This is a genomic window from Pseudomonas sp. FA117, assembly GCF_057370475.1.
The window spans coordinates 33,606-55,392 of the sequence record NZ_CM170675.1 but is presented as its reverse complement, the minus strand read 5'-3'; the positions used below and the strand labels follow the sequence as shown (position 1 = coordinate 55,392).

The 21,787-nt window shown below is 65.0% G+C and carries 25 protein-coding genes; 12 read left to right on the top strand and 13 right to left on the bottom strand.

Features of this window, described 5'->3' with window-relative positions; all coding sequences use genetic code 11:
* Window positions 1-5: 5 nt before the first annotated feature.
* A complete protein-coding gene (locus AC1TXO_RS00270) occupies window positions 6-371 on the top strand; it encodes a hypothetical protein (protein WP_486404534.1) in 366 nt (121 codons plus the stop codon).
* A complete protein-coding gene (locus AC1TXO_RS00265; RefSeq protein WP_486404533.1) occupies window positions 368-1,945 on the top strand; it encodes a M48 family metallopeptidase in 1,578 nt (525 codons plus the stop codon). Before AC1TXO_RS00270 ends, AC1TXO_RS00265 begins: the two co-directional genes overlap by 4 nt.
* Before the next feature lie 19 nt (window positions 1,946-1,964).
* On the opposite strand, the gene AC1TXO_RS00260 is transcribed toward AC1TXO_RS00265, so the two are convergent.
* From AC1TXO_RS00260 to prlC, 5 genes are all read right to left on the bottom strand, one after another.
* Entirely contained in the window at window positions 1,965-3,494 is a 1,530-nt protein-coding gene (locus AC1TXO_RS00260) for a SulP family inorganic anion transporter (RefSeq protein ID WP_486404532.1), read from the bottom strand.
* Window positions 3,495-3,680: 186 nt separating this feature from the next.
* A complete protein-coding gene (locus AC1TXO_RS00255; RefSeq protein WP_486404531.1) occupies window positions 3,681-4,400 on the bottom strand; it encodes a carbonic anhydrase in 720 nt (239 codons plus the stop codon).
* A 281-nt stretch (window positions 4,401-4,681) separates the two neighbouring features.
* Window positions 4,682-5,737, bottom strand: a complete 1,056-nt coding sequence (locus AC1TXO_RS00250) for a PA0069 family radical SAM protein (protein WP_486404530.1) — start codon at window positions 5,735-5,737, stop codon at window positions 4,682-4,684.
* A 94-nt stretch (window positions 5,738-5,831) separates the two neighbouring features.
* A complete protein-coding gene (locus AC1TXO_RS00245) occupies window positions 5,832-6,110 on the bottom strand; it encodes a YheV family putative zinc ribbon protein (protein WP_486404529.1) in 279 nt (92 codons plus the stop codon).
* Window positions 6,107-8,194, bottom strand: a complete 2,088-nt coding sequence (gene prlC / locus AC1TXO_RS00240; protein WP_486404528.1) for an oligopeptidase A — start codon at window positions 8,192-8,194, stop codon at window positions 6,107-6,109. The genes AC1TXO_RS00245 and prlC overlap by 4 nt, the downstream gene beginning before the upstream one ends.
* A gap of 66 nt (window positions 8,195-8,260) precedes the next feature.
* Here prlC and AC1TXO_RS00235 point away from each other — a divergent pair, with 66 nt between their 5' ends.
* Window positions 8,261-8,809: a gamma carbonic anhydrase family protein gene (locus AC1TXO_RS00235; RefSeq protein WP_186669991.1), complete on the top strand. Its 549-nt coding sequence runs from the start codon at window positions 8,261-8,263 to the stop codon at window positions 8,807-8,809.
* A gap of 102 nt (window positions 8,810-8,911) precedes the next feature.
* Entirely contained in the window at window positions 8,912-9,562 is a 651-nt protein-coding gene (locus tag AC1TXO_RS00230) for an HAD family hydrolase (RefSeq protein ID WP_486404527.1), read from the top strand.
* 48 nt (window positions 9,563-9,610) lie between these two features.
* On the opposite strand, the gene AC1TXO_RS00225 is transcribed toward AC1TXO_RS00230, so the two are convergent.
* Window positions 9,611-10,702 carry an aminopeptidase gene (locus tag AC1TXO_RS00225; RefSeq protein ID WP_486404526.1) on the bottom strand — a complete coding sequence of 364 codons (1,092 nt, stop codon included), beginning with the start codon at window positions 10,700-10,702 and terminating at the stop codon, window positions 9,611-9,613.
* 66 nt (window positions 10,703-10,768) lie between these two features.
* Between AC1TXO_RS00225 and AC1TXO_RS00220 the strand changes: the two genes are divergently transcribed.
* Together AC1TXO_RS00220 and AC1TXO_RS00215 are read left to right on the top strand one after the other, a co-directional pair.
* Window positions 10,769-11,182, top strand: coding sequence for a PA0061/PA0062 family lipoprotein (locus tag AC1TXO_RS00220; protein WP_486404525.1), 414 nt, complete (start codon window positions 10,769-10,771; stop codon window positions 11,180-11,182).
* Window positions 11,183-11,227: 45 nt separating this feature from the next.
* On the top strand, window positions 11,228-11,641 hold the full coding sequence (locus AC1TXO_RS00215) for a PA0061/PA0062 family lipoprotein (protein WP_486404524.1): 414 nt from the start codon (window positions 11,228-11,230) through the stop codon (window positions 11,639-11,641).
* Window positions 11,642-11,678: 37 nt separating this feature from the next.
* Here the strand turns inward: AC1TXO_RS00215 and AC1TXO_RS00210 are convergent, their stop codons facing one another.
* Together AC1TXO_RS00210 and AC1TXO_RS00205 are read right to left on the bottom strand one after the other, a co-directional pair.
* Entirely contained in the window at window positions 11,679-11,912 is a 234-nt protein-coding gene (locus AC1TXO_RS00210; protein WP_486404523.1) for a DUF1161 domain-containing protein, read from the bottom strand.
* Window positions 11,913-11,973: 61 nt separating this feature from the next.
* Window positions 11,974-12,399: an OsmC family protein gene (locus AC1TXO_RS00205; protein WP_486404522.1), complete on the bottom strand. Its 426-nt coding sequence runs from the start codon at window positions 12,397-12,399 to the stop codon at window positions 11,974-11,976.
* A 156-nt stretch (window positions 12,400-12,555) separates the two neighbouring features.
* Between AC1TXO_RS00205 and AC1TXO_RS00200 the strand changes: the two genes are divergently transcribed.
* Window positions 12,556-13,557, top strand: coding sequence for an LLM class flavin-dependent oxidoreductase (locus AC1TXO_RS00200; protein ID WP_486404521.1), 1,002 nt, complete (start codon window positions 12,556-12,558; stop codon window positions 13,555-13,557).
* A 75-nt stretch (window positions 13,558-13,632) separates the two neighbouring features.
* Here the strand turns inward: AC1TXO_RS00200 and AC1TXO_RS00195 are convergent, their stop codons facing one another.
* Window positions 13,633-13,854 carry a DUF1161 domain-containing protein gene (locus AC1TXO_RS00195; protein WP_486404520.1) on the bottom strand — a complete coding sequence of 74 codons (222 nt, stop codon included), beginning with the start codon at window positions 13,852-13,854 and terminating at the stop codon, window positions 13,633-13,635.
* A gap of 109 nt (window positions 13,855-13,963) precedes the next feature.
* Window positions 13,964-14,179 (bottom strand): dodecin, encoded by a 216-nt coding sequence (locus AC1TXO_RS00190; RefSeq protein WP_042121737.1) that lies wholly within the window; start codon window positions 14,177-14,179, stop codon window positions 13,964-13,966.
* Between the two features lie 151 nt (window positions 14,180-14,330).
* Here AC1TXO_RS00190 and AC1TXO_RS00185 point away from each other — a divergent pair, with 151 nt between their 5' ends.
* Entirely contained in the window at window positions 14,331-14,654 is a 324-nt protein-coding gene (locus AC1TXO_RS00185; protein WP_486404519.1) for an ElaB/YgaM/YqjD family protein, read from the top strand.
* On the opposite strand, the gene AC1TXO_RS00180 is transcribed toward AC1TXO_RS00185, so the two are convergent.
* Window positions 14,651-15,544, bottom strand: coding sequence for a LysR family transcriptional regulator (locus tag AC1TXO_RS00180; protein ID WP_486404518.1), 894 nt, complete (start codon window positions 15,542-15,544; stop codon window positions 14,651-14,653). The two genes, AC1TXO_RS00185 and AC1TXO_RS00180, sit on opposite strands and share 4 nt — an antisense overlap.
* Before the next feature lie 217 nt (window positions 15,545-15,761).
* Between AC1TXO_RS00180 and trpB the strand changes: the two genes are divergently transcribed.
* Together trpB and trpA are read left to right on the top strand one after the other, a co-directional pair.
* On the top strand, window positions 15,762-16,979 hold the full coding sequence (trpB, locus tag AC1TXO_RS00175; RefSeq protein ID WP_486404517.1) for a tryptophan synthase subunit beta: 1,218 nt from the start codon (window positions 15,762-15,764) through the stop codon (window positions 16,977-16,979).
* Window positions 16,976-17,785, top strand: coding sequence for a tryptophan synthase subunit alpha (gene trpA, locus AC1TXO_RS00170; RefSeq protein ID WP_486404516.1), 810 nt, complete (start codon window positions 16,976-16,978; stop codon window positions 17,783-17,785). The genes trpB and trpA overlap by 4 nt, the downstream gene beginning before the upstream one ends.
* Before the next feature lie 90 nt (window positions 17,786-17,875).
* On the opposite strand, the gene AC1TXO_RS00165 is transcribed toward trpA, so the two are convergent.
* Together AC1TXO_RS00165 and AC1TXO_RS00160 are read right to left on the bottom strand one after the other, a co-directional pair.
* The gene (locus AC1TXO_RS00165) at window positions 17,876-18,208 is read right to left on the bottom strand and encodes a DOPA 4,5-dioxygenase family protein (protein WP_486404515.1); all 333 of its coding nucleotides are present in this window, start codon (window positions 18,206-18,208) and stop codon (window positions 17,876-17,878) included.
* A gap of 99 nt (window positions 18,209-18,307) precedes the next feature.
* Entirely contained in the window at window positions 18,308-19,207 is a 900-nt protein-coding gene (locus AC1TXO_RS00160) for a choline sulfate utilization transcriptional regulator (RefSeq protein ID WP_486404514.1), read from the bottom strand.
* A gap of 111 nt (window positions 19,208-19,318) precedes the next feature.
* Between AC1TXO_RS00160 and betC the strand changes: the two genes are divergently transcribed.
* Complete coding sequence (gene betC, locus AC1TXO_RS00155; RefSeq protein WP_486404513.1) at window positions 19,319-20,836, top strand: choline-sulfatase; 1,518 nt, start codon at window positions 19,319-19,321, stop codon at window positions 20,834-20,836.
* Between the two features lie 14 nt (window positions 20,837-20,850).
* Window positions 20,851-21,783 (top strand): choline ABC transporter substrate-binding protein, encoded by a 933-nt coding sequence (choX, locus tag AC1TXO_RS00150; RefSeq protein WP_486404512.1) that lies wholly within the window; start codon window positions 20,851-20,853, stop codon window positions 21,781-21,783.
* Window positions 21,784-21,787 lie beyond the last annotated feature (4 nt).

The window sequence follows — 21,787 nt, the reverse complement described above, 5'->3', positions numbered from 1 at the left end:
CAGAGATGATCAAGAGCTCCCTATTCCTGCTGTCGCTGCTGGTCAGCCAGAGCGTCATGGCCACCCCTGAGCCGGTGGTCGAAGCCTGGCTGCGCAAGTCGGTGGCGGTGCTCGACGAGCAGGGCAAGTCGCTGCGCCAGATCGACAGCAGCACCCTGCCCAAGACGCCCAAGGTGCTGCAGTACAACAAGGAGCTGGACATCATCCAGGTGGGCCTGCCCGAGGGCAACGTATGGATGGACACCATGGCCGTGCGGGTGAACCCGCCATTGAACATCGTCAAGTTCCCTTGCCAGACCCTGCAGAGCGGTTACTCCGACGACCACCAGAACAACTCGACCATCGGCTACGGCGCCGGGTGCAAGAAGTGAGCGCGGTCAGGATCAGGGGTGTCGCCGCCACCCTGTCGCTGACACTGCTCGCCGGCTGCCAGACCCTCAACGGCGCCAACGACGCCCTGCAGAACCTGGTGGGGCCCTCGACCCAGTCGCGCCTGGACGGGCGTTATGTCGATCACCAGGACGTGCGCTCGTACTATCGGCTCGACCCACAGAAGACCCAGCAACTGCGCCTGAGCTTCGACGGGCGGGCGCTTCCGGCCGACGAGATCCGCCAGCAGAACCTGGTGCGGATCCCGGCACTGGAAACCTACCTGCAAGGCATCGTCAGCCGTCTGGCCAAAGGCTGGCCCGGCCAGGCGCCCAACCTGCAGGTGCGCATCGTCGACAGCTACGCCTTCGGCCCCTCCGCCGACCCCTACGGCAACATCTTCGTACCGCTGGGCATGCTCGACAACGTCGAGAGCGAGGATGAAATCGCCGCCATGCTCGGTCACGAGATGAGCCATGTACTGTTGCGCCACCACGACCGCCGTGCGGCGTTCCAGGAACAGAAACAGCTGCTCGGCAACATCACCACCACGGTGGTGATCGCGACCGTGGCGAAAAACACCAGGCGCAACAAGCAGACCGGCGAGCTGTTCAGCAAGGATCCCGTGGGCACGCAGAAAGCCATCGGCAACACGGTGCTCTACACGTCGCTGGTCAACAGCTTCTCGGACAACGTCTGGAGCACTGCCTGGGGCCGCACCCAGGAAGACCAGGCCGACCTGCTCGGGGCCGACCTGATGATCCGCGCCGGCTACGCTCCGCGCGCCTCGAGCGTCAGCCTGCAGCGCCTGGAGGACTTCCAGGGCAAGCAGAAGCCCTTGCTCGCCAGCTTCCTGCAGGAACGCCAGAGCGCGATGACCGACTCGCTGAAAAAGCTCGACATCAACCGCACCACCCAGGAACTCCAGACCCTGCTCAACCAGGGCCTGGGCACGGCAATGAACGCCACCGGCCAGTACCTGACCCGCTCGCACATGTCGCCGATCCAGCGTGACGAAGAGCTGCGCCAGTACCTGGACCGCGAGTACCAGCAACAGACCCAGGCGCGGGTGGACCGGCGCAGCTGGCCGCGGGTGCGCGACTCGGCGACCGTGCAACGCTCGCTGCAGGCCTACCGTGACGCCTATGCCGCCACTGCCGCGCTGGAACAGAAGAAGACCCGTGAAGCCGAGGCCTTCGTGGCACGTGCGCTGGCGTCTCCGGTCGGCAACCAGCCAGGTATCCGCCGGGCCGCCTTCGCCGTGCATTCGGCCCAGGGCAACAACCGCGCGGCCCTGGCCGACCTGCAGGGGATTCAGGACTGGTCGCTGGCAAGCCCCCTGGTCTATGACCTGATCATCGGCCATCACCTGCGCAACCGCGACCCGCAGGCAGCGCTGGGCATGATCGACAAGGCCGAGCAGAACCTGGGGTCCGAAGAGCTGTTCATCACCGAGAAGCTGCTCGCCAGCCGTCAACTCAAGGCCGACGACCAGGTGCAGCAAGTACTGCGCAAGTGCGAGCAGTACCCCAGCCGCAAGGAAGGCTGCCGCAAGCTGGTGCCCAAGTCCGCCTGAAACCTGGGCATCCGGCGCATCAGACCTGGGCCGAACGCCGCAGCCGACCTTCGATGCGGCGTTTGAGTCCACGTTGCTCGATCGACAGGCGCGAGCCCGCCGCGCGGCTGGCGCGGCCCCAGTCTTCGAGCAGCTCCAGCACCGAATGGTCGATGTAGCTCAGGTTCGCCAACGGCACGTGCAGGTGCGTTCCGGCAGGCACGCTTTCCAGCACCTGGGTCAGGGCCGGCACCTTGAGGAAGGTGGCCGCACCGCTCAGGCGCAGTTCCATGTGCCCGGCACGCGGCAGCTCGACCAGGTTGATCTTCAGGCGCGCCGCCTTGAACGCCAGCTTCAGCAGGGTCAGGGCAAAGCCCAGGAGCACGCCGGTCAGCAGGTCGGTGAAGATGATCGCCAGTGCCGTGGCGGCGTAGGTGAACATCGGCATCCGGCCATAGCGGCCCAGGCCGCGGAAGGCCTTGAAGTCGACCAGCTTGATGCCGGTGTACACCAGCACCCCGGCCAGGCTCGCTACCGGGATCTGCTGCAGCACACTGCTCAGCACCACCACGAACGCCAGCAGCCACAGGCCATGCAGGATCGCCGAAGCGCGCGTGCGGGCGCCGGCCTGGACGTTGGCCGAACTGCGCACGATCACGCCGGTCATCGGCAGCGCACCCAGCACGCCGCAGAGCATGTTGCCGATGCCTTGCGCCGACAGCTCTCGGTCGAAGTCCGAGCGCTGGCCGCTGTGCATGCGATCCACTGCGGCGGCGGACAGCAGCGTCTCGGCACTGGCGATGAAGGCCAGGGCGAAGGCGGCCACCAGCAGTGTCGGGTCGGCCAGCTCGAGCAGGTCGTGCGGACGAATCCAGTCGATCGCCTCCGACAGGTCGGCCGGCACCTGCACACGATTGACCGGCAGCGCCAGCCACAGGCTGATCGCCGTCATCGCCGCCACACCCAGCAGCGCACCGGGGATGAAGCGCAGTCGCTGCGGGCGCCAGCGCTCCCAGCCCCACATCAGGGCGATGGTGCCAAGCCCCAGCGCCCCGGCCTGCCAGCCACTGCCGGCGCTTTCCAGCGGCAACGCCGAAGCCAGCGTGGCCGGGAAGCCCAGCAGGTTCTCGACGCCGGATGGTTGTGGCGCGCTGTCGAACATCACGTGCACCTGCGACAGCACGATCAGCACCCCGATACCCGCCAGCATGCCGTACACCACCGCCGGAGCGGTGACCCGGAACCAGCACCCCAGGCGCAGGCGCCCGGCCAGCAGTTGCAGCAGGCCCGCCAGCAGCAGGATCGGCCCGAGCATGGCCACGCCATGCTGGCGCACCAGTTCGAACACCAACACCGCCAGGCCCGCGGCCGGGCCGCTGACCTGCAGCGGAGAACCCGCCAGAAAGCCTACGACGATGCCGCCGATGATCCCGGTGATCAGCCCCTTGGCCGGCGGCATGCCCGAGGCGATGGCGATACCCATGCACAGCGGCAGGGCCACCAGAAACACCACGACCGAAGCCAGCAACTCACGCGGCAGGGCCGCTTTTATCTGTGTCATGTTCACCATAACGCTCCTTTTCTGATTCACGGCCATTCCACTGGCCGACGGCACGGGGATCCTGAATTGCGCGCAGGCGCGGGCCGCCAGCAGCTGCGCCGGCAAGGCGATCAGGAAAATTCAAGGCAGCACGAAGCCCTGCCGCGCCTGGTGGGCGCAGCCGGCTATCAAGGTTTCTTCAGGTGCTGGGGTCGCTTAGTAGCGGCCTCTCGGAGTGGCGCAAGGCACTGGCTCGCCAGCTGCCAGGGGCATGAAGCTGTCGCTTGCGGCGTCGTAGGCTTCGATGCGGCTGGTCTCGATGTCGTAGATCCAGCCGTGGATGAAGAGCTGACCGGCAGCCAGGCGCGAGGCGACCGACGGGTGGGTGCGCAGGTGGTGCAGCTGGGCGATGACGTTTTCCTTGGTCAGCACCTGCATGTTTTCGTGCTCGGTCTCGCAGGAGCAGTTGTTCTCGACCACGGTACGGGCCACTTCGGCGTGGCGCAGCCAGGCGGAAACGGTCGGCATCTTGGTCAGCGACTGCGGGTTGAGCACCGCACGCATCGCGCCGCAGTCGGAGTGGCCGCAGACGATGATGTGGTGAACGCCAAGCGCCATCACGGCGTATTCGATGGCGCTGGAAACACCGCCGTTCATCTGCCCGTAGGGCGGTACCACGTTGCCGACGTTACGGGTCACGAACAGGTCGCCCGGCGAGCTCTGGGTGATCAGCTCGGGAACGATGCGCGAGTCGGCACAGGTGATGAACATCGCGCGCGGCTTCTGCGCGGTGGCGAGCTTCTTGAACAGCTCCTGCTGCTCGGGGAAGACGTCATGGTGAAACTTCAGGAAGCCGTCGACGATGTGCTTCAGGGCGGCATCGGCGCTCTCGGCGGGACCGGCCGGAACGGGCTTGGATGGGTCCTTGACGGGCATGATTCATCCTCTTGACGGTGTGTAGGTAAGATCCATTTTACCGGGGAAAGATTCTGGCTATGCGAGGAATTAGATGACACGCACAGGTAATAGATCACAGTCGCTCTGGACTGATTTCCTACGCTAGCGGAGAAAACTTAACTGAAACTGAATTCGGAGGCTCTAGAACGGGCGTTCCAGGTTTTCGGAGGGAGTCCTGGATAATAGCAAAAAAGCATCAACCGCCAATACCCTTCAATGAAATTGTTGATAAGTATTAGTACAGTTATGAGATAGCAGATTCAGAACAACCCCATCTGTCGCCCCGGTGGACAGAATGCCGTGCAATCCAGCGCCAACGCCTCCCGCCCTTCAAACCCCAACTGCCGCGAAGCCTTGCGAAACCGTTGCGCCAACAACTCGGCAAACACCCCTTCACCGCGCATCCGCGAACCGAAGCGGCTGTCGTACAACTCACCGCCGCGGCTCTGGCGGATCAGGCTCAGCACATGCGCCGCACGCTGTGGGTAGTGGTCGTGCAGCCACTGCTCGAACAGCGGCGCCACCTCCAGCGGCAGGCGCAGCATCATGTACGCCGCGCTCTGGGCGCCGGCATCGCTGGCCGCCCCGAGCAAATGCTCCAGTTCACTGTCGTTGATCATCGGGATCATCGGCGAGCACAGCACACCCACCGGCACGCCAGCTTCGCGCAGCACACGGATGGCCCGCAGCCTGGCCTTGGGCGCGGCCGCACGGGGCTCGAGGATTCGCTTGAGCTCATCGTCCAGGGTGGTGAGGCTGATCATCACCCGCACCAGGCGCTGCCGGGCCAGTTCGGCCAGCAGGTCGAGGTCGCGCAGCACCAGCGAACCCTTGGTGACGATGGTCACCGGATGTCGGTAGCGCAGCAGCACCTCGAGCAGGCGGCGGGTCAACTGGTGCTCGCGCTCGATGGGCTGGTAGGGGTCAGTATTGGCGCCGAGGTTGATCGGTGCGCAGACATAACCCGGCTTGCTCAACTGCTGTTCGAGCACTTCGGCGGCGTTGGTCTTGGCAATCAGCTTGGTCTCGAAGTCGAGACCGGGGGAGAGGTCCCAGTATGCGTGGCTGGGCCGTGCGTAGCAGTAGATGCAGCCGTGCTCACAACCGCGGTAGGGGTTGATCGAACGGTCGAATGGCAGGTCGGGCGAGGTATTGCGGGCGATGATGGTCCTGGCGGTTTCGATCCGCACTTCGGTGCCCTGGGTGAGCGGGACTTCCTGCTCCCAGCCGTCGTCCTCGGCCACCGAATGGCTGGGGGCGAAGCGGTTGTGCGGATTGCTGGCGGTGCCACGGCCACGAACGAGGCTTGGTTTCATGATGGAAAACCCGGATCACTGTATTTACATACAGTAATCCGGGTTTGCGCTGAAGGCCAGCGCCGTCAGGCGGACGGCCCGTCGCGGCACAGGGTCAATCCGATTTCTTGAGCTTCGGGTTGGGGAAGAACTGGACCGTCTGCACCTTCACCGGCTCGGCCTTGACCGCCTGCTGGTTGACCCGCGTGCCGAGTTCCTTGGGCACCGACAACCCCTGCTCGTTGAGGGTGTCGGTGAAGCCGCAGGCCACGCACTCGCGGTGCGGGACGCCGTCTTCGTTCCACATCATCAACTTGTCGGGCTCGCTGCACGCCGGGCAGACCGCCCCGGCGATGAAGCGCTTCTTGGTCTTGGTCACGACGCCCTCACTCATGCCGCCGCATCCTCGGTCAGCCCACTATGACGCAGCAGGGCATCGATGGAAGGCTCACGGCCACGGAAATCGACGAACAGCACCATCGGTTCGCGCGAACCACCACGGGCCAGGATCGCCTCGCGGAACGCGCGGCCGGTCTCGGCATTGAGCACGCCTTCTTCCTCGAACCGCGAGAAGGCATCGGCCGACAGCACTTCGGCCCACTTGTAGCTGTAGTAGCCCGCCGCATATCCACCCGCGAAGATGTGCGCGAAGCTGTTGGGGAAGCGGTTGTAGGCCGGCGGACGCATCACCGTGACCTCGTCGCGCACGCCTTCGAGCACCTGCAGCACGCTGCGGCCGTCACCATGGGTGGCGTGCAGTTCGAAGTCGAACAACGAGAACTCCAGTTGGCGCACCATCATCATGCCGGACTGGAAGTTCTTTGCCGCCAGCATCTTGTCGAGCAGGTCCTGGGGCAGGGGCTCGCCGGTCTCGTAGTGGCCGGAGATCAGTGCCAGGCCTTCAGGCTCCCAGCACCAGTTCTCCATGAACTGGCTCGGCAGTTCCACCGCGTCCCAGGCCACGCCATTGATGCCCGACACGCCGGCATGCTCGATACGGGTCAGCAGGTGGTGCAGGCCGTGTCCGAACTCGTGGAACAGGGTGGTGACTTCATCGTGGGTCAGCAGCGCCGGCTTGCCGGGCGCAGCAGGGGTGAAGTTGCACACCAGGTTGGCCACCGGGCTCTGCAGGCTGCCAGCGGCGGTGCGGCGACGGTCGCGGGCGCCGTCCATCCAGGCGCCGCCGCGCTTGTTGGCGCGGGCGTAGAGGTCGAAGAAGAAGCGCCCGACGTGCTGGCCGTTTTCCTTGATCTCGAACAGGCGCACGTCCGGGTGCCAGGCATCGAAGCCCTTGAGTTCGGCGATCTCGATGCCGTACAGGCGCTGGACGATGCTGAACAGACCGCCCAGTACCTTGTCGATCGGGAAGTAGGCGCGCAGGGCTTCCTGCGACACGCTGTAGCGCTGCTCGCGCAGCTTCTCGCCGTAGTAGCCGGCGTCCCAGCTAGACAGGTCGGCGCAGCCCTGCTCGGCGGCGTAGGCCTTGAGCTGCTCCAGGTCCTGCACGGCAAACGGCTTGGAGCGCTTGGCCAGGTCACGCAGGAAGCTCAGCACCTGGTCGCTGGACTCGGCCATCTTGGTGGCCAGGCTCAGCTCGGCGTAGTTGGCGTAGCCCAGCAGCGCGGCCAGTTCCTGGCGCAGGTCGAGGATCTCGGCCATCACCGGGCCGTTGTCGAACTGCCCGGCGTTCGGACCCTGGTCCGAGGCACGCGTGCAGTAGGCGGCGTACAGCTCTTCGCGCAGGGCGCGATCGCTGGCGTAGGTCATCACCGCGTAGTAGCTGGGGAACTCCAGGGTGATCAACCAGCCGTCGAGGCCCTTGGCCTGGGCGGCGGCGGCCATCTGCGCCTTGGCCGAGTCGGTCAGGCCGGTGAGCGCGGCCTCGTCGGTGACATGCTTGGTCCAGGCCTGGGTGGCATCGAGCAACTGGTTGGAGAAGCGGCTGCCCAATTCGCTGAGCTTGCTCTGCACTTGGGCATAGCGCTGCTGCTTGTCGGCCGGCAGGTCGATACCCGACAGACGGAAGTCACGCAGGGCATGGTCGAGGATGGTCTTCTGCGCCACGTCGAAGCGGGCCGCCTCCGGGCTGTTGGCCAGCGCCTGGTAGGCATCGAACAGGGCGCGGTTCTGCCCCATCTCGGTGGAATAGGCGCTCAGTGCCGGCAGGCACGACTCATAGGCCTCGCGCAGTTCCTTGCTGTTGCACACCGCATTGAGGTGGCTGACCGGGCTCCAGGCAGCGCCCAGGCGGTCGTTGAGTTCGTCCATCGCCAGCACCAGGCCGGCCCAGGAAGGGTTCTTGCCCTGCTGTGCGAGGATATCGGCGATGGCCTTGCGGTTGTCGGCCAGGATCTGCTCGATCGCCGGCAGCACGTGTTCGGCGCGGATTGCCGAGAAGGGCGGCAGGTCGTGGGACTGCAGAAGCGGGTTGTTCGCACTCACGGTTTGGATACCTTGGCAGGAGAAACACGGGACCATCTTAATTACAATCGACGCCGACCGCAGCAGGCAGACTGCCTATCGGCATTGCAGAGGGACACTATCATGGCCATCCGGACCTTCCGGGAACACACGCCGAAAGTCGGCCCACGGGCCTTCGTCGACCGTTCGGCGGTGGTGATCGGCGACGTACAGATCGGCGAAGACAGCTCGGTCTGGCCGCTGACCGTGGTGCGCGGCGACATGCACCGTATCCGCATCGGCGCGCGCACCAGCGTGCAGGACGGCAGCGTGCTGCACATCACCCATGCCGGCCCCTTCAATCCTGACGGCTTCCCGCTGATCATCGGTGACGAAGTGACCATCGGTCACAAGGTCATGCTGCACGGCTGCACCCTGGGCAACCGGATCCTGGTCGGCATGGGCAGCACCATCATGGATGGCGCCATCGTCGAGGACGAGGTGATCATCGGTGCCGGCAGCCTGGTGCCGCCCGGCAAGCGCCTGGAAAGCGGCTACCTGTACGTCGGCAGCCCGGTGAAGCAGGCCCGGCCGCTGAATGAAAAGGAGCGGGCGTTCTTCCCCTACAGCGCCAGCAACTACGTGAAGCTCAAGGACCAGCACCTGGCCGAAGGCTACGACCAACCGGAATGACGCATTCGCGGGCAAGCCCGCTCCCACAGGCTCTCTGATTATCCTGTGGGAGCGGGCTTGCCCGCGAAGCAGTCGACGCAAGACTTGAGTGGAACCGCATACATGCACCAGCAAAACATCCTCTTCGACCTCGACGGCACCCTCACCGACCCGCGCCTGGGCATCACCCGCTCGATCCAGTACGCCCTGGCCAAGCTGGGTATCGACGAGCCGGACCTGACCCGCCTCGAGCACTTCATCGGCCCACCCCTGCTGCAGGCCTTCATGCAGTTCTATGGCTTCGACGAAGCCAAGGCCTGGGAGGCGGTCAACTTCTACCGCGAGCGCTTCCGGGTGACCGGGCTGTACGAGAACCTGGTGTTCGACGGCGTGCCCGAGATGCTCCAGGCCCTGAACAGCCAGGGCCGCACCCTGTATGTCGCGACCTCCAAGCCGTGGGAGTTCGCCCGCGAGATCGCCCGTCACTTCGCCTTCGACCGGCATTTCAAGGTGATCTACGGCAGCGAACTGGATGGCACCCGCACCAACAAGGTCGAGCTGATCCGCCATCTGCTGGACGAAGAAGGGCTGGACCCGGCGCAGACCCTGATGATCGGCGACCGCAAGCACGACCTGATAGGCGCCCGCAGCAACGGGCTGCAGGCCGTGGCGGTGGGGTACGGGTTCGGCAGCCGAGAGGAGCTGGCAGCCGAGGCGCCGCAGTTCCACTTCGAGACGGTAGCGCAGCTGCACCAGGCATTCATCAGGGCTTGAAGGGCGTGGGGCCGCCGGGCGGCCCCTGATGCAGACACACGCACAAGCTCACGGGGCTGGCATCAGGCGCTGCAACGCCGCTTTCCGCTGCTGCGCAGGCAAGCGCCCCAACTGTTCGACTCGCCGGTAGAAACCGTCCCAGTCGCCACCGGCCTGGTCAAACAGCGTTGCAAACGCCGGCACCCACTGATCATACAGCCCGAAGGGCAGCAGCTTGGCATTGCTCATCGGGCCGTACATCCAGGCGTCATAGCGGCGATCGCCCGCCCAGTCACTGTCGCGCAGCTCGCGATACGCCTCGCGCATCCGCACGAACTCCGCCTGCTTGGCCGCCCGCTTGCCTGCGTCATCCAATGGCCCGGTATAGATCGCCTGCAACCGCTCACGGCTCGCCAGTACCAGGCGAATGAATTGCTCCCGCTGCCGCGCGCCCTCCTGGTGAACCGCTGCAAGCCCGCGCGCCGTGCGCCATTGCCGCGTTCCCTCCTGTTCGACGAAGGAGGCGAAGGACTCGTTGAACTCGGTGTCGTCCTTCACGTAGAAGCGCTGATGGGCCAGTTCATGGAAGATCAGCGTGGCCAGGCGTTCTTCGCCCCAGTTCAGCATGGAGGAGAGGATCGGGTCGTCGAACCAGCCCAGGGTCGAATAGGCTTCGACGCCGCTGATGTACACATCCAGGCCCTGCGCGCGCATCAGCGCCGCAGTACCGCGCGCAGCGCCCTGCTGGTAGTAGCCGCGATAGGCGACGCATCCGGCGATGGGGAAGCAGTGGGTGACCGGCTGCAACGACAGCTCTGGCGTGGCGAACACGTTCCACACCACATAGGGCCGGCCCAGATCGGCATAGACCCGATAACTGCGGTTGTCCGGCAGCTTGAGGTGCTCGCTGGCGAACAGCCGCGCCTGTTCTGCGTGCAGCAGGCGCTGGCGCAGGCGAGGATCGGTGGCGGGGTCGGCCAGTACCTGCTCGACCGGTTGGCGCGCGCGCAGCAGCTGCCACTGCCCTTCGGCGAGCTGGCCGTAGTAGCCGAGGCTGGTGCAACCGCTCAGCAGGAGCACGGCCAACAGCGGAACAAATCTGTTGAAAAAGCGGTCGAGAGCCCGGTGGCCTGAGCGCTGTACAAGAAGAAGTCGACACATCAGGGCTGTTCATCCCGCTCAAGGCCAGTGCGTTCCAAGACTATCTCGCCAGGGGGCCATTTCGCCATGCGTACACTGTTTGCCGTCGGCACCTTCGGGCTGCTGAGTGCCTGCTCCACCTTGCCCGAGCCGGATCCCAACCAGGCCTGGATCGACCTCGCGGCCCACGACGACACCTCGCTGCACGCCGTGCAGGTGGACGAACGCGAGTGGGCCGACAACCGCTATTTCGAGGTGGCGCCGGGTAGCCACGAGCTGACCGTGCGCTATCAGTTCCCGGTCACTCCCAGCAACATCGGGCCGGTCGACGAGCCGCTGTGGCGCGACTGCCAGCTGAACCTGAGCTTCAAGGATTTCGACGCCGGGCAACGCTACAGCCTGCAGGCGGGCAGCATCGGCTTCCGGCCCTGGGTGAAACTCTATGACAAACAGCAGAAACTGGTCGGCCAAGGCCTGCCGGCGGGCTGCCAGCGCACCTGATCGGCGCTATGCTTGTAGCCTGTGACCTGCAAGCGGAGTTTCGCCATGCGCCAGCCGATGATGCTGATCGCCCTCAGTGCCCTGGGGGCTTGCGCCAGCCCCTTGCCACCCAAGGACCCGGCCCAGGCCTGGGTCGACCTCTACACCGTCACGCCCGGCCGCACCATCATGGCCGACAAGCTCGACGGCAAGCGCCTGAACGACGGTCGTTACTTTCAGGTAACGCCTGGCCGCCATGAACTGGTGGTGCGTTTCGACTACGAGCTCACTGCCGGGCTGTTCACCACCAGCCCCACCGAGCGCACCTGCTACCTGACCGTACGCTTCGACGGCTTCAAGGCCGGCGAACGCTATCGCCTGGAAGCCCGGGCACCGGCGATGCAGCCCCAGGTGTACCTGTACGACGCCAATCGCCAGGTGCTGGTGGACGAACCGAGCAACGTCTTCTGCATCCCATGAAGAACGGGGCCGTTTCGCGGCCCCGCTGCAACGACCGTTACCGATCGTTCTTCTGGTAGATGATTTTCCGGGTGCCGCCGTCGCAACTGCCGACGACCATGTTCGGGTCGCTGACTTCACTGTTCGGCACTATCTCCAGGGTGTAGGAAGGCACCCCGGCCGCCTGGATCTTCGCTTCGATCTCGGCCTTGAGCTCTTCGCACGGCTTGACTGCCGCCAGCGCCGACGTGGCCAGCAAAGAGGCCAGCAGGGCGAATGCTACGCGGATCATGGAAAGGCTCCTCAAAGGGCAGGCAATCTGCCGACCCTTCTAGACTACAACAAAGCCCGGCTTACGAGAGCAGCGCCGCATCGAGGCTGATCTTCGCGTTGAGCACCTTGGAGACCGGGCAGCCGGCCTTGGCCTTGTTGGCGATTTCGAGGAACTGCGCCTCGCTGGCGCCTGGTACCTTGGCCTTGAGGATCAGGTGCACCGCGGTGATGGCAAAACCATCGGACTGTTTCTCCAGGCTGACCTCGGCCGTGGTGTCGATGCGCTCAGGCGTCAGACCCGCCTCGCCCAGCATCATCGACAGTGCCATGGAGAAACAGCCAGCGTGGGCTGCACCGATCAACTCCTCGGGGTTGGTGCCTGGGGTGCCCTCGAAGCGGGTATTGAAGCCGTAGGGGTTCTGTTTCAAGGCGCCACTTTCGGTGGAAATCTGGCCCTTGCCGTCTTTCAGACCACCCTGCCAGATCGCCGATGCTGTCTTTTTCATGCTGCCTCCTGGAAGTACGGTTCATGTCTACAAGGGTTCTGAGGACGCCACCTACGGCAAGTTCAGATCAATCCGCTGCCTGCCATTGAATCCCTCGACCGGCGCCCATACAGAGACACAAAGGCCCTTGGCCAACCATTTCCTGCGGAGGCTCCGATGACGCAGCTGCGTGACCTGAAATTTTCCACCCTCGACCTGGTGCCGGTGCGCGCCGACGCCGGCCCGGCCCAGTCGCTGCGCAACTCGCTGGACCTGGCGCAGCATGTCGAGCGGCTTGGCTACAACCGTTTCTGGGTGGCCGAGCACCACAACATGGATGGCATCGCCAGTTCGGCGACCTCGGTGTTGATGGGCTACCTCGCGGGCGGCACCTCGCGCATCCGCATCGGTTCGGGCGGAGTGATGCTGCCCAACCACGCGCCGCTGGTGATCGCCGAGCAGTTCGGCACCCTGGCCAGCCTCTACCCTGGGCGCATCGACCTGGGCCTTGGCCGCGCGCCGGGCTCCGACCAGATGACCGCCCGCGCCCTGCGCCGTGAGCGCTCCGGCAGCGCCGACGACTTCCCCGACGATGTCGAGGAACTGTCGCGCTACCTTGGCCCGCGCACCGACGACCAGAAAGTCATCGCCGTCCCCGGCCACGACACCGAGGTGCCGATGTGGCTGCTGGGATCGAGCCTGTTCAGTGCGCAACTGGCCGGGATGCGCGGCATGCCCTACGCCTTCGCCTCGCACTTCGCGCCACGCTACATGCACGAGGCGATCCGCATCTATCGCGACCACTTCAAGCCGTCGACGACGCTGGACAAGCCTTATGTGATGCTGGGTATCCCCATGGTCGTGGCGGATACCGACGAGAAGGCCGAATACCTGGCCACGTCGGTGTACCAGCGCATCCTCGCGCTGATCCGCGGCCAGAGCCTGATGCAGCGCCCGCCCGTGCAGAGCATGGACGGCCTGTGGCTGCCCCATGAGCGTGATGCGGTAGGGAGCTTCCTGGGGCTGGCGATGATTGGCAGCCCGCAGAAGGTACGGGCGAAAGTGGAAGTGCTGCTGGAGCAGACCGGCGCGGACGAGCTGATCTTCACCTGCGACCTGTACGAGCATGCCGACCGGCTGCGCTCGTACGAACTGTTGGCAGAGGCGTTGAAAGCATAACGCTGCCGGGAACACGCAGGAGCGACGCAAAGCCGCTCCTGCAAGCGTTCAAGTCGGCATCAAGGCAGCGTTGTCTCAACCCCGGCGATAGACGATTTCCTTGGTCCCGGCCTCGCAGCTGCCGATCACCTTGCCGGCTGGCGTGCCCTTGTCGACGATCTCCAGCGTATACCCCTGGACACCCTTGGCATCGAGCTTGGCCGCGATTTCGCTCTTGAGCTCCTCGCACGGCTTGCCGGCCGCCATGGCACCACCGGCCACCATCATCAGGCCTACGGCCAGAAACACTTTCTTCATCGTCATCGTTCCTTGTGCGGATCAAAAAAGCAGGATAGGGCACCGGCCTGTGCCGGTGCCCCTGGAAGTCATACCGCATAATGCCGGAACAGGCTATCCCGACACTGTTTCAACTGTTGGCGATACGGAATCCCACCTTCAGCGTGACCTGGAAGTGCGCAGCCTTGTTGTCGCGGATATGGCCGCGGGTATCGACCACCTCGAACCACTCAAGGTGCTTGATGCTCTTGCCAGCTTCGGCCAGGGCATTGTTGATCGCGTCCTCGATGCTGGTGGGCGAGGAACCGACGAGTTCGATCTTCTTGTAGGTGTGATGATCGGACATGAGCGCTCTCCTTGAGTGATGTGCTGGATTGAGCCTAGCAGTGCAGGCCAGGTTTACCTGCGAGCCATCGCCACCGGCGAAAGTTCGATCGCACTTTCGCCGCACGGCGCAGTCGCACTCTTTACACCCTACTCAGCGAAGGAGAGTCCACATGGCCCGCAACGCACTGCGCAAGACCTCACTGGAAAGCATGGAAGCGGAGATCGAGAGCCTGCTCAAGACGCTCGAAGATCTCAAAGGCGACGCCTCGGAAGAAACGCAGAAAACCATGAAGGCGCTGCGCGGCAACGCCCAGAACGCCCTCAAGCATTCGCGCAGCCTGCTGACCGACGCCTACGAGGAAGTGAAGACCCGTACCCGGGAAACCGGCATCGCCACCCGCGACTACGCCCAGGAACACCCCTGGACCACGGCTGGCGTGGCCGTTGGCGCGCTGGGCCTGCTCGCCGCCTTCCTGCTCTGCCGTCGCAACTAAGCCTGCGCGCGCAACTCCTGGCGCAGCCACTGCGCCAGCTGCTCGGCGCGCCCATCGGCGGCGCGCCGCGGCACCCATAGCGCCAACGCCGCCGGCGTAGGCGAAAAGCCCCATGGCGCCGCCAGGCGACCCGCTCGCAGGTCGTCCGCCACCAGTGGTTGCGGCGCGATCGCCACCCCCAAACCCGCCACCGCTGCCTCCAGCAGGTAATACAGGTGCTCGAATGCCTGGCCGAAGGTCAGCGCACTGGCATCCAATCCTTGCTGTGCAGCCCATGCCGGCCAGGCCTGCGGTCGCGAGGTAGTCTGGAGCAGCGCCTCGCCCAGCAAGGCACTGGCAGGCGCCAGGTGCAGACGCCCGAAGCCCGGGAAATGCGGACTCAGTACCGGCCCGATGCGTTCCTCGGCCAGCACATGAACCTGCATGTCGGTCGGCCACGGCGGTTCGGCATACACCAGCAGCGCATCCAGCCCCGGACGGCGCGGATCGAGATCACCCTCACCAGCCGACAGGTGCAGGCGCAGCTCGGGCAGATCGGCCTTCAGCCGTCCCAGGCGCGGAATGAACCAGCGCGCCAGCAGGCTGCCGGAGCAACCCAGGACGAAGGGCGCCTCGCTGACATCGCGGCTGAGCTCGGCACACACCCCGCGCAGGCGGTCGAAGGCGTCGAAGCTGGCATCGCGCAGGCGCAAACCGGCATCTGTGAGTTTGATGCCACGGCCATCCTTGACGAACAGCGCCACGCCCAGGTGCTCCTCGAGCACCTTGATCTGCCGGCTCACGGCGCCGTGAGTGACGTGCAGCTGTTCGGCAGCCTGGCTGACGCTGTTGAGCCGGGCGGTGGCCTCGAAGGCGCGCAGGGCGTTGAGGGGCGGAAGGTCCTGGGGCATATGACGTGTGAGCTTTCCTGACGGGTTGTCGCAATCTTATCGGTTTTCAGGGGCCGTTGCGCTGGGTAGAGTAGGCCCATCGATCAGTGGTGGCCTCTTCGCGGGCAAGCCCGCTCCCACAAGTGCTGCATTCAGCATCACACCTCCCCTGTGGGAGCGGGCTTGCCCGCGAAGAAGGCAACACGATCTTTCCATCCAGACACCTATGGAGCGCCCCATGTCCCAGTCCCAATACCGCCCCGGCCCCGACGCCAACGGCCTGTTCGGCTCGTTCGGCGGCCGCTACGTAGCCGAAACCCTGATGCCGCTGGTCCTGGACCTGGCCCGCGAATACGAAGCGGCCAAGGCCGACCCCGAGTTCCTCGAACAGCTCGCCTACTTCCAGCGCGACTACATCGGCCGCCCGAACCCGCTGTACTTCGCCGAACGCCTGACCGAACACTGCGGCGGCGCGAAGATCTTCCTCAAGCGTGAAGAGCTCAACCACACCGGCGCGCACAAGGTGAACAACTGCATCGGCCAGGTGCTGCTGGCCAAGCGCATGGGCAAGAAGCGCCTGATCGCCGAGACCGGCGCCGGCATGCACGGCGTGGCCACCGCCACCGTTGCCGCGCGCTTCGGCCTGCCCTGCGTGATCTACATGGGCGCCACCGACATCGAGCGCCAGCAGGCCAACGTGTTCCGCATGAAGCTGCTGGGCGCCGAGATCGTCCCGGTCACCGCAGGCACCGGCACCCTGAAGGACGCCATGAACGAGGCCCTGCGCGACTGGGTCACCAACGTCGAAGACACCTTCTACCTGATCGGCACCGTGGCCGGCCCGCACCCCTATCCGGCGATGGTCCGCGACTTCCAGTCGATCATCGGCAAGGAAACCCGCGCGCAGTTGCACGAGAAGGAAGGGCGCCTGCCCGACAGCCTGATCGCCTGCGTCGGCGGCGGCTCCAACGCCATGGGCCTGTTCCACGACTTCCTCCAGGATGAAAGCGTGCAGATCATCGGCGTCGAAGCCGGCGGCCACGGCGTGCATACCGACAAGCACGCGGCGAGCCTCAACGGTGGCGTGCCTGGCGTACTGCACGGCAACCGCACCTACCTGCTGCAGGACGACGACGGCCAGATCACCGACGCCCACTCGATTTCCGCCGGCCTGGACTACCCCGGCATCGGCCCGGAGCACGCCTACCTGCACGAAGTGAAGCGCGTCGAGTACACCAGCATCACCGACGACGAAGCCCTGGATGCCTTCCACGCCACCTGCCGTCTCGAAGGCATCATCCCGGCACTGGAAAGCTCCCATGCCCTGGCCGAAGCCCTCAAGCGCGCCCCAGGCTTGCCGAAGGACCACTTGATGGTCGTGTGCCTGTCGGGCCGCGGCGACAAGGACATGCAAACCGTGATGAACCACATGGCCGCCCAGGAGAAACAGGCATGAGCCGTCTTGAACAACGTTTCGCCGAGCTGAAGGCCGAAGGCCGCTCGGCGCTGGTCACCTTCATCACCGCTGGCGACCCGGGCTACGACGCCTCGCTGGAAATCCTCAAGGGCCTGCCTGCAGCTGGCGCCGACGTGATCGAGCTGGGCATGCCCTTCACCGACCCGATGGCCGACGGCGTGGCAATCCAGTTCGCCACCCTGCGCGCCCTGGAAGCCGGGCAGACCCTGGCGAAAACCCTGCAGATGGTCCGCGAATTCCGTGCCGACAACCAGACCACGCCGATCGTGCTGATGGGCTACTACAACCCGATCCACCGCTTCGGTGTGCAGCGCTTCGTCGAAGAAGCCAAGGCTGTCGGGGTAGATGGCCTGATCATCGTCGACCTGCCGCCGGAGCACGATGCCGAGCTGGCGACGCCGTCGCAGGCCGCCGGTATCGACTTCATCCGCCTGACCACCCCGACCACCGACGATGTGCGCCTGCCGCGCGTGCTCGAGCGCAGTTCGGGCTTCGTCTACTACGTCTCGGTGGCCGGTGTGACCGGCGCCGGCTCCGGCACCACCGAGCACGTCAAGGAGGCCACCGCCCGCCTGCGTCGCCACACCCAGCTGCCGATTGCCGTGGGCTTCGGTATCCGCACGCCGGAGCAGGCCGCAGCCATCGCCAAGCTGTCCGATGGCGTGGTGGTGGGCTCGGCACTGGTCGACAAGATCGCCCAGGCCAAGTCGCCCGAGCAGGCCGTGAGCGACGTGCTGAGCCTGTGTTCGGCGCTGGCTGAAGGGGTACGCGGCGCCCGTCGCTGATCCGGTGGCGCTTGCTTCGCGGGTGAACCCGCTCCCACAGGAATGACACCGAACCCTGTGGGAGCGGGTTTACCCGCGAATCGATCACCGCTATTGCTTGAAGATCGACAGGTCCAGTGGCCTGATCGCCCCCATCCAGATCGCATGGTCACGATGGTCCGCCAGCTCATCACCGGTGAGCGGGTGCAGAAACACCACCAACCCCCTGCGGTACAGCGCCAGCCACGGCAGCACCACACCCACCACCTCAGGCCCGAAGGCCAGCTGGCAGCTCCAGTCCGGGTGCGGTCCAACGGGCTTCTGGTGCATGCGCCCCATTTCCACCGGAAACAGTCTTGCTGCCTCTTCGCACAACTCCCGTGCCTGCGCCATCGTCGATGCGTCGTAATACACGTGGGCGTGGTATGCCTTGATCCTCTGCACGATAACTCCTGTACGACTTTACGTCCGCTCTCACAAAAACATCACCGGGCTTGAGCTCTTCAGAAACCTGTGGGAGCGGGCTTGCCCGCGAAAGGGCCCTCATAGACTACGCTCAACCTCCAGCCACTGCACAAACCGCTCGATCAACGCCCCCCGCCGTTTGCGTGGCGGCAACACCACGTAATAGCCGCGCGACGAGCGCAAACTCCCCTCCACCGGCCGACACAGCAACCCTTGCTCGACCAGCCCATCGACCAGATGCGCCCAACCAATCCCCACCCCTTGCCCGGCAATCGCCGCCTGGATCAGCAGGGTGTAATTGTCGAAGCGCAACTGCCCCGGCGGCGGCGGGCTGACCACGCCGAAACCGCGAAACACCCCGGCCCAGTCGAACCAGCGGCTGGCCTGTTCACCGCGCAGGTGCAACAGAGGCAAACGCTGCAAAGCCTCGGCTGGCAAGGGTTTGCCATCAGTCAGCCGAGGGCTGCAGACCGGAAAGACCTCCTCGTCGAACAGCCAGCGGCTTTCGCCCTGATGAAAGCGCCCGTCGCCAAACAGCACAGCCACATCGATGTCCGGGCGCAGCATCCCCTGGCTGCGCTCTCCGGTCACCAGGCTCACGTCCACCTGTGGATAAGCCTCGTGGAAGCGCTGCAAGCGCGGCATCAGCCAGAAGGCGGCAAAGGCGAAGTCGGTGGCCACCTGCAGCACCTCGCGCTGCCCCCGGCCGCTGACCTCCGCGATGCCGTCGTCCATCGCCTGCAAACCCTGGTGGATCTGTTCGAACAGCGACTGGCCCGCGTCCGTCAGCTCGATCCCCCGGTAGATCCGGTCGAACAGGCGCGTGCCCAACTGCGCCTCCAGCCGCTTGACCTGCTGGCTCACCGCCGGCTGCGTGGTGCCCAGTTCCAGTGCCGCCGCCGTGAACCCGCGCAGGCGCGCTGCCGCCTCGAACACGCGCAAGCTCTCCAGCGACATCCCTGCAAGGTGCTCAAACATAACCTCAGCTAATCCCAGTCATTGCCCGCCATGGGCTTTACCCATGTTATCCACAGCTCCATCCTCGAACACAAGCTATTCACATAACGTTCGACGATGGAAGGGCACCCCATGAAGCAACCCAATATCCTGTTCATCATGGCCGACCAGATGGCCGCACCGCTGCTGCCGATCTACAACCCTTCGCCGATCAGGATGCCCAACCTCGCCCGCCTCGCCGAACAGGCCGTGGTCTTCGATTCGGCCTACTGCAACAGCCCGCTGTGTGCGCCGTCGCGCTTCACCCTGGTCAGCGGCCAGTTGCCCAGTCGCATCGGTGCCTACGACAACGCTGCGGACTTTCCCGCCGACATTCCGACTTACGCCCACTACCTGCGCCGCCTCGGCTATCGCACTGCGCTGTCGGGCAAGATGCACTTCTGCGGCCCCGACCAACTGCATGGCTACGAAGAGCGCCTGACCAGCGACATCTATCCTGCCGACTACGGCTGGGCGGTGAACTGGGACGCCCCCGACGTGCGCCCGAGCTGGTACCACAACATGTCCTCGGTGCTCCAGGCCGGGCCGTGCGTACGCACCAACCAGCTGGATTTCGACGAGGAAGTGGTGTTCAAGGCGCAGCAGTACCTGTACGACCACGTTCGCGAGGACGACGGCCGGCCGTTCTGCCTGACCGTCTCGATGACCCACCCGCACGACCCCTACACCATTCCCAAGCGCTACTGGGATCTCTACGACGGTGTGGACATCCCCCTGCCACGCGACGAAATCGCCCAGGATCAGCAGGACCCACACGCCCAGCGCCTGCTCAAGGTCTACGACCTGTGGGACAAGCCCCTGCCTGTGGACAAGATCCGCGACGCCCGCCGCGCCTACTTCGGCGCCTGCAGCTACATCGACGACAACATCGGCAAGCTGCTGCAGACCCTCGAGGATTGCGGCCTGGCCGACGACACGCTGATCCTGTTCTCCGGCGACCACGGCGACATGCTTGGCGAGCGCGGACTCTGGTACAAGATGCACTGGTTCGAGATGTCGGCGCGGGTGCCGTTGCTGGTGCATGCACCCAAGCGCTTCGCTGCGGCGCGGGTCAGCGCCAGCGTCTCCACCTGCGACCTGCTGCCCACCCTGGTCGAACTGGCCGGCGGGGCTGTGGATAACAGCCTGCACCTGGACGGCCGCTCGCTGCTCGGCCATCTGCAAGGACAGGGCGGTCACGACGAGGTGATCGGCGAATACATGGCCGAAGGCACGGTCGGGCCGCTGATGATGATTCGACGGGGCGCGTACAAGTTCGTGTACAGCGAAGACGACCCGTGTCTACTCTACGACCTGAGTCGCGACCCGCACGAGCGGGAGAACCTCGCCGCCAGCCCGGATCACCAGGCGCTGCTGCAGGCATTTGTCGATGAAGCCCGCCAGCGCTGGGACGTTCCCGTCCTGCGCCAGCAGGTGCTGGCCAGCCAGCGGCGCCGCCGCCTGGTAGCCGAGGCGCTGGCCATCGGCACGCTGAAAAGCTGGGACCACCAACCGTTGGTGGACGCCAGCCAACAGTACATGCGTAACCACATCGATCTCGATGACCTCGAGCGCAAGGCACGTTATCCACAGCCCGCACCCATGGATTGAGAAGAGAGGCCGCCATGCAGAAGTTCTCCACCGCCGTGATCGCCCTGGCCCTGGGCGTCCTGTCCGCCCAGGCCGCCGAGGCGGCCGACAGCGACGCGCAATGCAGCACCGTGAAACTGGCCGACCCCGGCTGGAGCGACATCGCTTCGACCAACGCCATCACCCGCCTGCTGTTCGAGAGCCTGGGCTACCAGGTGAAGATCGACAGCCTGGCCGTACCGATCATCTACGGCGGCCTGAAAGACGGCCGCGTGGATGCCTTCCTCGGCAACTGGATGCCGGCGCAGCAAGGCTTCCATGACAAGTTCATCGCCAGCGGCGATGTGAAGCAGTTGTCGCGCAACCTCGAAGGCACCGAGTTCACTTTGGCGGTGCCCGATTACGTCTGGAACGCCGGCATCAAGACCTTCGCCGACCTGCAAAATCACGCCGACCAGTTCGACAAGAAGCTCTACGGCATCGGCTCCGGCGCGCCCGCCAACCTGTCGCTCAAGGAAATCATCGACAAAAATGAATTCAACCTCGGGCAATGGAAGCTGATCGAGTCCAGCGAGCAGGCGATGCTGGCGCAGGTGGATCGTGCGGTGAAGAAGAACCAGTTCATCACCTTCCTCGGTTGGACGCCGCACCCGATGAACGTGAAACTGAAGATGCACTACCTCACCGGCGGCGAGAAATGGTTCGGCAGCAAGGGCGAGGTGTTCACCCTGGTGCGCAACGGTTATCCACAGGCGTGCCCGAATGCTGCCAGGCTGCTGGGCAATCTCAGGTTCACTCTGGATATGGAGAACGCGATCATGGCCGAGGTTGTGGACAAGAAGATCAGCTTCGACCAGGCCGCCAAAGCGTGGGTCAAGGCCCATCCACAGGTACTGGATGCCTGGCTGGCCGGCGTGAGCAGCAAGTCCGACGGCGATGCACTGGCGGCCGTGAAGGCCAGCCTCTGAGCCT

Coding starts and splice junctions, on each gene's coding strand:
- AC1TXO_RS00270 (WP_486404534.1), top strand. CDS start 6: ATGATCAAGAGCTCCCTATTCCTGCTGTCGCTGCTGGTCAGCCAGAGC.
- AC1TXO_RS00260 (WP_486404532.1), bottom strand. CDS start 3,494: ATGGTGAACATGACACAGATAAAAGCGGCCCTGCCGCGTGAGTTGCTG.
- AC1TXO_RS00255 (WP_486404531.1), bottom strand. CDS start 4,400: ATGCCCGTCAAGGACCCATCCAAGCCCGTTCCGGCCGGTCCCGCCGAG.
- AC1TXO_RS00250 (WP_486404530.1), bottom strand. CDS start 5,737: ATGAAACCAAGCCTCGTTCGTGGCCGTGGCACCGCCAGCAATCCGCAC.
- AC1TXO_RS00245 (WP_486404529.1), bottom strand. CDS start 6,110: ATGAGTGAGGGCGTCGTGACCAAGACCAAGAAGCGCTTCATCGCCGGG.
- prlC (WP_486404528.1), bottom strand. CDS start 8,194: ATGGTCCCGTGTTTCTCCTGCCAAGGTATCCAAACCGTGAGTGCGAAC.
- AC1TXO_RS00235 (WP_186669991.1), top strand. CDS start 8,261: ATGGCCATCCGGACCTTCCGGGAACACACGCCGAAAGTCGGCCCACGG.
- AC1TXO_RS00230 (WP_486404527.1), top strand. CDS start 8,912: ATGCACCAGCAAAACATCCTCTTCGACCTCGACGGCACCCTCACCGAC.
- AC1TXO_RS00225 (WP_486404526.1), bottom strand. CDS start 10,702: ATGTGTCGACTTCTTCTTGTACAGCGCTCAGGCCACCGGGCTCTCGAC.
- AC1TXO_RS00220 (WP_486404525.1), top strand. CDS start 10,769: ATGCGTACACTGTTTGCCGTCGGCACCTTCGGGCTGCTGAGTGCCTGC.
- AC1TXO_RS00215 (WP_486404524.1), top strand. CDS start 11,228: ATGCGCCAGCCGATGATGCTGATCGCCCTCAGTGCCCTGGGGGCTTGC.
- AC1TXO_RS00210 (WP_486404523.1), bottom strand. CDS start 11,912: ATGATCCGCGTAGCATTCGCCCTGCTGGCCTCTTTGCTGGCCACGTCG.
- AC1TXO_RS00205 (WP_486404522.1), bottom strand. CDS start 12,399: ATGAAAAAGACAGCATCGGCGATCTGGCAGGGTGGTCTGAAAGACGGC.
- AC1TXO_RS00200 (WP_486404521.1), top strand. CDS start 12,556: ATGACGCAGCTGCGTGACCTGAAATTTTCCACCCTCGACCTGGTGCCG.
- AC1TXO_RS00195 (WP_486404520.1), bottom strand. CDS start 13,854: ATGAAGAAAGTGTTTCTGGCCGTAGGCCTGATGATGGTGGCCGGTGGT.
- AC1TXO_RS00190 (WP_042121737.1), bottom strand. CDS start 14,179: ATGTCCGATCATCACACCTACAAGAAGATCGAACTCGTCGGTTCCTCG.
- AC1TXO_RS00185 (WP_486404519.1), top strand. CDS start 14,331: ATGGCCCGCAACGCACTGCGCAAGACCTCACTGGAAAGCATGGAAGCG.
- AC1TXO_RS00180 (WP_486404518.1), bottom strand. CDS start 15,544: ATGCCCCAGGACCTTCCGCCCCTCAACGCCCTGCGCGCCTTCGAGGCC.
- trpB (WP_486404517.1), top strand. CDS start 15,762: ATGTCCCAGTCCCAATACCGCCCCGGCCCCGACGCCAACGGCCTGTTC.
- trpA (WP_486404516.1), top strand. CDS start 16,976: ATGAGCCGTCTTGAACAACGTTTCGCCGAGCTGAAGGCCGAAGGCCGC.
- AC1TXO_RS00160 (WP_486404514.1), bottom strand. CDS start 19,207: ATGTTTGAGCACCTTGCAGGGATGTCGCTGGAGAGCTTGCGCGTGTTC.
- betC (WP_486404513.1), top strand. CDS start 19,319: ATGAAGCAACCCAATATCCTGTTCATCATGGCCGACCAGATGGCCGCA.
- choX (WP_486404512.1), top strand. CDS start 20,851: ATGCAGAAGTTCTCCACCGCCGTGATCGCCCTGGCCCTGGGCGTCCTG.